The following is an 8,708-nucleotide window of genomic DNA, read 5'->3' on the forward strand; positions in this document are numbered from 1 at the left end:
GTTTGTATTCATTATTTATAAAATAAATAATGGGGGATGGAGTGTTGAGAAAATTGTATAAAATTCTAGCCTTCTGTTCGGTTGATATCTAAATAAAATACACGAGTAAGTAGTTCAATAAATTTATCGACTGCTACAGAATTTCGATCTTTACGATAACTTGCATAGAGATCTAAATAGGGTAACTCAACATCAAGTGAACGAATAACAGTATTGTTCATGGTCAGTGGAGCGATATAACCAGGCAGAATTGTACAACCAAGACCCATGCCAATTGAATTGATATTAAATAAAATATTGTCAGCTCTTTGTACAATATTAAACTCAATACTATGCGCTTTTGCAAAATCTAAAATAACATCATGTAAAGTACTTGATTGCTCTTTTGCAGGAATAATAAAGTCAATACCATTGAGGGCTGTAACAGGAATACGCTCATATTTTGCCAAAGGATGGTCTTTAGGCAAAATGAAAATTAATGGCTCACGAAGTACAAATTTACTTTCAATTTCATCGCTATGGAAATTATGTCGGGTAAACGTAATATCCAACTCGCCCTTTTTAATGGCACGCATTTGCTCAACATTATTGAGGCTGAGCAATTCAATTTTAAGGTCAGGATTTTGCACCCGTAAATTCGGTAATACATAAGGAAAGACTTTCATCTCTGCAACAGGTACAAAACCGATTCGCAACATCTTTTGTTTGGCTTTAGACACTTGACGTGCCATTGCGATCGCTTTATCTGCTTGAGCCATTGTTAAGCGAGCTTGCTCAAGAAAGACAGCACCTTCTTCGGTGAGCTCGACTTTACGCTTAGTTCGGTTGAGTAGTCTAACACCAACATCTTCTTCTAAATCTTTAATTTGCTGACTCAAAGAGGGCTGTGCGGTAAAAAGTTTGAGGGCTGCTTTACTGAAATTAAGTTCTTCAGCTACAGTGATGAAATATCGAAGGTGGCGCAATTCCATAGAGTCAATTCCATCGATTGAGTTGCAGGGAGTAATCTAAAAAATGTATCACTCTTATCTCGTCAAAGTATAATCTATAAACAAGTATGGCGTGAAGATGATTGTGCCATTTAGAAAATAAATGAAGTTCTCACTTATGTTTAAAATTTTATATAGAAAATAATGAATGTAGTAATCCATAAAATATCTTAATTGAAACAAAATAAATATTTCCCTAAAGCTCCCCTCAAAAGCGATGATCTGTGCAAAGTTGAGTCAATTTGTTTGTGACCCCACGGTTGTCGCAGGAGAGCTTTCATGAGTAAAAAAATTGATGTGCGTGAGATTGATGCTTTAGTCGATGCACAAAATGGCCGTATTTCTCCGTCCATTTATACAGATCCAGATTTATATGAACTGGAACTTGAGCGTGTATTTGGTCGTACTTGGTTATTTCTTTGCCATGAAAGCCAAATTCCAAAAGCGGGTGATTTCTTCAATACCTATATGGGTGAAGATCCGATTATCGTGGTGCGTCAAAAAGATGGCTCAATCAAAGCATTATTAAACCAATGCCGTCATCGTTCTATGCGTGTGAGTTTTGCAGACTGTGGTAATACCCGCGCATTCACTTGTCCATATCACGGTTGGTCATATGGTGTTGATGGTTCACTGAAAGACATTCCACTAGAAGATCGTGCATTCCCACAAGGTGCATGCAAAGAGAAGTGGGGTCTAGTCGAAGTCAATCGTGTTAAATCCTACAAAGGTTTAATTTTCGGTTGTTGGGATGAAAGCACACCCGATCTAGAGGAATACATGGGCGATATCGCTTGGTATTTAGATGGTGTGGTAGATCGTCGTCCGGGCGGTACAGAAATCATTGGTGGCGTACACAAATGGGAAATTGAGTGTAATTGGAAATTTGCAGCTGAACAGTTTGCATCGGATCAATATCACGCTTTGTTTTCACATGCCTCTGCAATTCAAGTGTTGGGTGCAAAACCAGATGATGAATCATCGAAAAAATTAGGTGCTGCGCAAACTGCTCGTCCTGTTTGGGAAACAGCCAAAGATGCAGTTCAATACGGTTCGCGTGGTCATGGTTCAGGTTTCTTCTTTACTGAAAAGCCAGATGCAAACGTTTGGGTCGATGGTGAAGTTGCCAATTATTTCCGTGAAACCTTTGACGAAGTGAAAGAGCGTTTGGGTGAAACACGTGCTTTGCGTTTGGCAGGTCACAACAACATGTTCCCAACCATGTCTTGGTTGAACGGTACAGCAACACTTCGTGTATGGCACCCACGTGGGCCAAATAAAACTGAAGTTTGGGCATTTTGTATTGCAGATGCTGAAGCATCACAAGAAGTCAAAGAAGCATTTGAACGTTCAGCCACTCGTGCATTTGGTCCAGCAGGTTTCCTTGAGCAAGATGACTCAGAAAACTGGATTGAAATTCAAAAAGTACTTCGTGGTTATAAAGCACGTAATAACCAACTTATTATGGAAATGGGCTTGGGTAACGAGAAAGTCCGTGAAGACGGCATTCCAGGCATTACCAATTATATTTTTTCTGAAACAGCAGCACGTGGTTTGTACCGTCGTTGGGCAGATTTGTTGATTCATGAAAAATGGGAAGATGTAGAAAAAGCAGCTGATGAATATGAGAAGGGGCTAATGAAATGAGCCAAATCAGTTTAGAACTTCATTATCAAATCAGTCAGTTTCTTTATCGCGAAGCAAAAATGCTTGATGACTGGAAATTCCGCGATTGGTTAAGCGTATTGGCAGAAGATATTTCTTATATCTTACGTACCACTCCAAACGCTCAAACACGTGATCGTCGTCGTTCAGTTGAGCCACCAACGACTTGGGTATTTAACGATACTAAAGACTTGTTAGAACGCCGAGTTGCTCGTTTAGAAACAGGCATGGCGTGGGCTGAAGAGCCTCCATCACGTACAACGCACATGGTTTCAAATGTGATTGTTGAAGCGACTGATGTTGAAGGTGAATATGATGTTTACGTGACTTATTTGTTGTATCGCACGCAGAAAGAAAAAGATGTGACTATTTACTGTGGTAAGCGTCACGACAAAATTCGTACAGTCAATTCTGAACAAGGCTTTCAGATCTTCAACCGTAAGATCACCTTAGATCAGGTGACTTATAACTCACATAATCTGAGCGTGTTTTTCTAATGAATAAAATTTTTGTTTGCCAAATTGATGAATTAGACGAAGGTGAAGCGCTTAAAGTTGAATGTGGCATAAATGGTATTGAAGCACTTGCTGTATTTAACAACGGTGGTGAGTTCTTTGCTATGAATGACCGTTGTTCACATGGTAATGCATCAATGTCTGAAGGCTATCTTGAAGATGATGGTACGGTTGAATGTCCATTACATTCTGCACGTTTCTGTTTAAAAACAGGCGAAGCACTGTGCTTGCCTGCAACAGATCCAATCAAAACATTCCCTGTGATTGTTGAAGATGGTCAGTTATTTGTAGAAATGGCAGGAGAGTAATCATGGGTTGGCTACAAGGCGAAGTTGCACTGATCACTGGTGGTGGTTCTGGTTTAGGTTGGGCTTTAGTTGAACGCTTTATAGAAGAGGGTGCACAGGTTGCGGTTCTTCAACGTTCAAAAGAAAAAATCTTGGCTTTGAATGAACACTTTGGTGATCAAGTTTTTGTTATTGAAGGTGATGTAGTCAGCTATGCAGACAATCTTCGTGCTGTAAATGCTACTGTAGAACGCTTTGGTAAACTCGATTGTTTCGTTGGCAATGCAGGTATCTGGGATCATTATGCAGATATCGTGAATACATCAGGTGAGCAATTAGAAAAAGCTTTTGATGAAATTATGGGCATTAACACTAAGTCTTTAATTTTAGGTGCGAAAGCCGCTTTAGATGCATTGATCGCTTCTGAAGGTTCTATCATATTTACTTTGTCTAACTCTGCACTGTACTCCGCAGGCGGAGGTCCTGTGTATACAGCATCTAAGCATGCTGGCGTGGGTATTATGAAAGAACTTGCTTATGAGCTTGCGCCTAAAGTACGAGTGAATGCAGTAGCGCCATCGGGTATGAATGTCAACATTAAAGGTGCTGCATCATTAGGTCAGGAAAATGTCGGTTTGTTAGATGTCCGTGATCCAGAAAAGATTGGTCGTGGTATGCCTTTAGGCTTTTTACCTGAACCTGAAGATATGACAGGCTCATACGTCTTGTTGGCTTCCCGTGCCAATAACCGCCCACTCACAGGTGTGTTAATTAATGCGGAATGTGGTCTAGGCATTCGTGGTTTACGTCAACCACGCGCAGGATTCTTTGATGAATGATTTTTCACTGAACTATTAACAGATTAATCTCCCCTCAACCCTTCTTTAAAAAGAAGGGAGTATCTCGAATTTTAATTGATATTTCATATTCGAAAGTTATCGCTCTTTTTCAAAAAGGAGGCGGCGGGGGGATTAAGAGGCACAATTACTGCTTCTATTTCGGAGTCTCACATGCCAGTTAAACTCATTTGTGCCTCGCACAGTCCGCTCATGGAATTTGCTTCACCACAGGATCAGTCTCAGGAACAAAAAGTTCGTGATGCTTTTACACGGTTGTCAGCAGAAGTCAAAGACTATGAACCAACTTTAATCATCACTTTTGGACCCGACCATTTTAATGGCTTCTTTTATGACTTAATGCCAAGTTTCTGTGTGGGTATTCGTGCCACAGCTGCAGGCGATTGGGATTACGGAAAAGAGAACAATAAAATTGATGTGCCAGAACAAAAAGCATTGGACTTGGTTCGCCGTGTGTTAGATGAAGGGGTTGATGTTGCATACTCATATCGTATGCAGGCAGATCATGGAGTGACTCAACCATTGCATTTCCTATGTAATGGTAAACTAGACCGTTATCCAACCATTCCCATTTTTATCAATGGTGCTGCTGCGCCAATGCCAACCACAAAACGTACAGTGGCTTTAGGTCGTGCTGTGGGGCAGTTCATCAAATCTTTAAATCTTGAAAATGAACGTGTATTGATTTTGGGTACGGGTGGTTTATCGCATGACCCACCAACACCACAAATGGGTTCAGTACCCCCAGCAGTTGAAGAGTTTTTAATTGCTGGTCGTAACCCAACAGATGAGGCACGAAATGCCCGTCAGGCAAAAATTATTGCAGTGGGTCAAAAGTTAGCAGCAGGTGATACCTCTGTGGCTGTACCCCTTAGTCCTGAGTGGGATATTGCCTTGTTGGAAAAATTCAAACAGGCAGATTTCACCACACTTGAAGCCATGACTGAAGATGAAATTCGCCGTGATGGTGGTCGCGGTGGTCAAGAAGTCCGTTCATGGATGGCAGCCTTTGCTGCACTTCACGAAATTGGTGAATACGCCATGACCACACATTGCTATGAAGATATTAGTGAGTGGATTGCGGGCTTCGGCATTGTTTCTGCAGAATTAAAAGGTTAATACTATGAGCAACATCGAAACCATTGTTATCGTAGGTGCAGGTCAAGCAGGTGCGAGCGCAATTTTAGAACTTCGTAGCAACAAATACGAAGGCAACATCATTTTAATTGGGGATGAAACGCATCTGCCTTATGAGCGTCCACCCTTATCAAAAGATGTGATTCTAAAACCTGAAAACACCAAAATTGAAATTTTTTCAACTGAAAAATTGGCAGATCTTGGGGTGATAACTATTCGTGGTAATGGCGTTGTAAAAATCAATGCGACTGCGAAAACTGTTGAACTTCAAAATGGTGATGTTGTTGCTTATGACAAATTGTTGCTTGCAACAGGAGGAGCTGCACGTCGTTTACCTAACTTTGATGCTCTAGGTAAACACGTTTATACGTTACGCAACCTTGAAGATTCACAAGCTTTAGTTCCTGTCCTTCAAAAAGGTCGCCGTATTATTTTGATCGGTGGTGGTGTAATTGGTTTAGAGCTTGCATCATCAGCACGTTTTAAAGACTGTGATGTGACTGTGATTGAAATGAGCGCAATGGTGATGGGGCGTTCATCACCACGTATTTTGAGCGAATTTTTATTGGCACAGCAATGCCTTGCCGGTGTAGATGTACGCCTTTCAACAGCGATATCAGATTGTCATATTGAAGAAAATCAAGGTGCTGAAGAAATTGTGATCACCCTTGAGGGCGGTGAAGTGCTTCGTGCCGATGCAGTTATTTATGGCATTGGTATTGTGCCAAATGCACAACTTGCAGTAGACGCAGGGCTAGATGTTGATTTTGCGATTAAAGTGAATGAAAACTGCCAAACATCAAATCCAGACATTTATGCTGCGGGTGATGTAGCATCGCAACTACGTGACTGTGGTAATCATCGCCGTGTTGAAACGTGGGAAAATGCTAACCTTCAAGCTGGTATTTTTGCCCGTCATGTCATGGGTGTTGAGCATCCGACAATTAATCCTGGATGGTTTTGGACAGATCAGCTGAATATCAACTACCAATTTGTCGGTGATATGTCTGCAAACGAATGGATTATTCGTGGTGAAATGAATGCTGAACAACGTGATGAATCTTCATTTGTATTGTTTGGTGTGGCGGATGGTGTAATCGTAGGTGGTATTACAGTGAATGCTGCAAAAGATATGCGTTTTTTGAAAAAATTAATCAGTAATAATGCATCTTTTGAAGCTGAAAAATATTTAGATTTGAGTCAAGATTTACGTAAAATTGTGAAGTAAATCAAAATTATTTTTTGAAAACCTCAATTTATTTGGGGTTTTTTTAGGCTTGTTTTCCTCTAATAAGTAAATTTTGATCTATGTAGGAAAAGTATTCAAAGTGTAATTTTCTACCTATTGCATGATCAATTCCTATTGAAAAACAAGAATAAATACAATTAAAAAAGACTATAGCTGAATGATTATGTGAAATGTAAAAGTCTATAAAATAGAACGTATTAAATCACTCTATTACTTGAAATTTTTGTGAAAATTAAAGTTAAAATTAGATCTTTAAAGAAAGTGTATAGGGGGATTAAAAACAACCATTATTGTCATTATAGGAGTGTTTTCTATTTGTTATGTATCGGAATTTACAAAAAAAAAGATAGGATAATTTTTTTAAATTATTGATTTTAATTTTATTTTCTTTGGGAATGTGAGTGAGACTTATTTTTCCAATATTTGCACAATATTCAAGTATACAAAAAAAACAATTAGTGTGATATAAATCACAGTTCTTTTGGTGGTTGTTTATAAAAAGTTCGTTTTTTCATAGCCAGTAAGAACAAAAACAGAATGAAAAATTAGAAATAACCATTTTTATATAATTATTATGAGGTTTAATTTATGCCGAATATCTCGATTATTTCTAAGACCAGTCATGAGGTTTTACAAACTTTAGACTCGAGTCAAGTGAAAGAGATTAATCTAACGGAAAACTCCGTTGTGGTTATCGATATTCCCAAAGAAGATGTCGCAAAATTTGTTCGTGAAGGAAATTCAGCAATTATCGTTCTCAAAACGGGCGAAATAATTGTTATTCAAAATTATTTTAATAATGATAATACTGTAGATAATAATATTGTATTTGATGATGGCTCAGGACAACTTTTCTGGGCAGAATTTACTGATTCTAATGGTGTAATTACAGATACGATTAAATATCACTTAATTGATGATGTTGATCCATTGCTTTATCATGATAATGATATGGTTGCAATGCTCCTGCCGTGGGTGGGTGGTGGTGCAACACTTGGTGCACTTGGGGCAGCTATTGGTGATGATGACAAAGATGATGGTGACAATACACCACCATCAAAACCCGTTATTCACCCAATCAATCCAAAAAGTCCAATTACAGGTGAAGGAGAGCCAGGTGGAACGGTTATTGTTAAATTTCCTGATGGCACGACAGCAACGGCAATTGTAGACTCGAAAGGGAATTGGACTGTACCGAATCCCGGTAACTTAAAAGATGGAGATGAAGTTACAGCTGTTGTAAAAGATCCATCTGGTAATACGTCACCAGAAGATACTGAAACCGTTGATGGTATTCCACCTGCTATAGATATTAACCCGATCAATCAAAAAGATCCGATCACAGGTGTGACAGAGTCAGGTGGAAAAGTAACGGTTAACTTCCCAGATGGCACAACAGTGACTGCTGTTGCTGACTCAAAAGGTAATTGGTCTGTACCAAATCCAGGTAACTTAAAAGATGGTGAAGAAGTTACTGCAACAGCAAAAGACCCTGCGGGCAACGAAGGCATAGCGAAAGAAGAAGTTGACGGCAAAGCACCAATTATTGATATAGATCCAATCAAGCCAGGTAGTCCGATCACAGGTGAAACAGAGCCAGGTGCAGAGGTTATTGTTAAACTCCCAGATGGTACAACAGTTACGACTGTTGCAGACTCGAAAGGGCATTGGGAAGTCCCCGCAAATCCTGATTTAAAAGATGGTGATGTAGTCGAAGTAATTGCGAAAGATCCTGCGGGCAATGAAGGCACAGCACAAGAAGAAGTTGACGGCAAAGCACCAATCATTGATATAGATCCAATCAAGCCAGGTGGTCCGATCACAGGTGAAACAGAGCCAGGTGCAGAGGTTATTGTGAAACTCCCAGATGGTACAACTGTTACGACTGTTGCAGACTCGAAAGGGCATTGGGAAGTCCCCCCAAATCCTGATTTAAAAGATGGTGATGTAGTCGAAGTAATTGCGAAAGATCCTGCAGGCAATGAAGGCACAGCACAAGAAGAAGTTGA

Annotated in this window: 8 protein-coding genes; 7 read left to right on the forward strand and 1 reads right to left on the reverse strand. The window is 39.7% G+C overall.

Translation table 11 applies throughout. From position 1 onward, the window contains the following. Positions 1-65: 65 nt before the first annotated feature. Entirely contained in the window at positions 66-971 is a 906-nt protein-coding gene (hcaR, locus tag ACK2M2_RS14750; RefSeq protein ID WP_409512790.1) for a DNA-binding transcriptional regulator HcaR, read from the reverse strand. Positions 972-1,268: 297 nt separating this feature from the next. Between hcaR and hcaE the strand changes: the two genes are divergently transcribed. From hcaE to ACK2M2_RS14785, 7 genes are all read left to right on the forward strand, one after another. Then, on the forward strand, positions 1,269-2,636 hold the full coding sequence (hcaE, locus tag ACK2M2_RS14755; RefSeq protein ID WP_409512791.1) for a 3-phenylpropionate/cinnamic acid dioxygenase subunit alpha: 1,368 nt from the start codon (positions 1,269-1,271) through the stop codon (positions 2,634-2,636). After that, positions 2,633-3,151 (forward strand): 3-phenylpropionate/cinnamic acid dioxygenase subunit beta, encoded by a 519-nt coding sequence (hcaF, locus tag ACK2M2_RS14760; protein ID WP_419349614.1) that lies wholly within the window; start codon positions 2,633-2,635, stop codon positions 3,149-3,151. Before hcaE ends, hcaF begins: the two co-directional genes overlap by 4 nt. After that, the gene (gene hcaC, locus ACK2M2_RS14765; RefSeq protein WP_409512793.1) at positions 3,151-3,477 is read left to right on the forward strand and encodes a 3-phenylpropionate/cinnamic acid dioxygenase ferredoxin subunit; all 327 of its coding nucleotides are present in this window, start codon (positions 3,151-3,153) and stop codon (positions 3,475-3,477) included. The genes hcaF and hcaC overlap by 1 nt, the downstream gene beginning before the upstream one ends. 2 nt (positions 3,478-3,479) lie before the next feature. Beyond that, a complete protein-coding gene (gene hcaB / locus ACK2M2_RS14770; RefSeq protein ID WP_419349616.1) occupies positions 3,480-4,295 on the forward strand; it encodes a 3-phenylpropionate-dihydrodiol/cinnamic acid-dihydrodiol dehydrogenase in 816 nt (271 codons plus the stop codon). A 171-nt stretch (positions 4,296-4,466) separates the two neighbouring features. Beyond that, a complete protein-coding gene (locus ACK2M2_RS14775) occupies positions 4,467-5,432 on the forward strand; it encodes a 3-carboxyethylcatechol 2,3-dioxygenase (RefSeq protein WP_419349618.1) in 966 nt (321 codons plus the stop codon). 4 nt (positions 5,433-5,436) lie between these two features. After that, positions 5,437-6,678, forward strand: a complete 1,242-nt coding sequence (gene hcaD / locus ACK2M2_RS14780; protein ID WP_419349620.1) for a 3-phenylpropionate/cinnamic acid dioxygenase ferredoxin--NAD(+) reductase subunit — start codon at positions 5,437-5,439, stop codon at positions 6,676-6,678. A gap of 609 nt (positions 6,679-7,287) precedes the next feature. Continuing rightward, the coding region (locus ACK2M2_RS14785) for an Ig-like domain-containing protein (RefSeq protein WP_419349622.1) at positions 7,288-8,708 on the forward strand (1,421 nt) is incomplete at its 3' end.

This window comes from Acinetobacter sp. TY1, assembly GCF_048551395.1.
GTDB lineage: Bacteria > Pseudomonadota > Gammaproteobacteria > Pseudomonadales > Moraxellaceae > Acinetobacter.